Origin of the sequence: Microcystis sp. LEGE 08355 (genome assembly GCF_015207185.1) — a bacterium.
GTDB lineage: Bacteria > Cyanobacteriota > Cyanobacteriia > Cyanobacteriales > Microcystaceae > Microcystis > Microcystis panniformis.
Genome location: NZ_JADEXI010000901.1, coordinates 1 through 1,261 on the forward strand (window position 1 = coordinate 1; position 1,261 = coordinate 1,261).

The window sequence follows — 1,261 nt, forward strand, 5'->3', positions numbered from 1 at the left end:
GCCGTGGGTTTTAGTCTCACTGCTGGTTATTGGATTATCCTAATGTGGACAAAGTTTGCTAATCCTCTTTTTCCGTTCTTTAATAAAATTTTTCAATCTCCTTATATTGAAACCGATGTCAATTTGCAAGACCTGCGATTTTTGCCTAGAGACATTTGGCAATGGTTATTTTACCCTTTTTATTTTGCTCAAGAACAAACCTTAGTAGCTGAACTTAAATTTAAAGAATCTCGCTTTGCAATCGCTTATATTCTCATAGTAATATTGCTGGGTTTTATTCTTTATCGCTATGGTAACAAAAAATTAATTTTTCCTGTAAATAACCTAATTTATACCTCAATTTTAAGCTTTTTACTACCCTTTTATTTGACCGCTTACTCCATTTGGTTAAAGAAATTTTCTATCTATCGCTATCTCATAGTTTTAGAGTTAATTACTCCCATTTTAATTCTCTTAATTGCTGCCTATTTCTATCCTAAGAGAAAACCAGTATTATTAGTCACTCTAGGGATTTTTGTTTTAATTTTAGCCACTGTTAAACCCCTAGATTGGTGGCGAATTCCTTGGTCGGATAACTATTTTAGTATTGATAGACAAGCTTTGGTACAATATCAAGATGATGTAATTGTTCTCTGGGGAGGAGAACCGGTTAGCTATGTGGTTCCCTATTTTCCTAGTAATACTCGCTTCCTGCGGATTACTGGTAATTTCGGTTTAAGTCCTCATACCAAGATGAGTAAAATAGCAGCAGAGATTATCGATAAAACTCCCGAATCATCGCTGTATTTACTAGAGGTCAATTTTGAACTAAAAGAATCAGATAGGGAAAAATCTAAGCAAGCAGCTTTAGAATTTCGTAACCTTGTTATTGATCGCAATAATTGTCAACCTTTTATAACTGCTATTGAAAAATACTCAATCTGTAAACTTGGAAAAATTTCACCTTAAATACTTTATAAAACTAGGTAATCAATTATGACAATCCTGAAACGTTTTCCCCTTTCTCATACCTTATTTTGGGCAATTATCTACTTTGTTGCTTTGGGAATTATCTCGGTTATTTTAGGTCAAGATGTTAGTTGGGATTTACGCAATTATCATTTTTATAATCCCTATATGTTATTGACAGGAAGATTTAAGTATGATGTCCTACCCGCACAGATACAAACTTTTTTTAATCCCCTGATTGATGTTCCCTTTTTCGTCACTGTTTATTATCTGAAACTGCCTCCGATTGTCGTGGGTTTTTTCATGGGAGGAT

Annotated in this window: 2 pseudogenes; both read left to right on the forward strand. The window is 33.7% G+C overall.

What is annotated here, in order from left to right:
* Nucleotides 1–948 (forward strand): annotated as a pseudogene (locus tag IQ242_RS25090) (hypothetical protein); the annotation flags it as partial.
* A 27-nt stretch (nucleotides 949–975) separates the two neighbouring features.
* Nucleotides 976–1,261, forward strand: a pseudogene (locus tag IQ242_RS25095) (hypothetical protein); the annotation flags it as partial.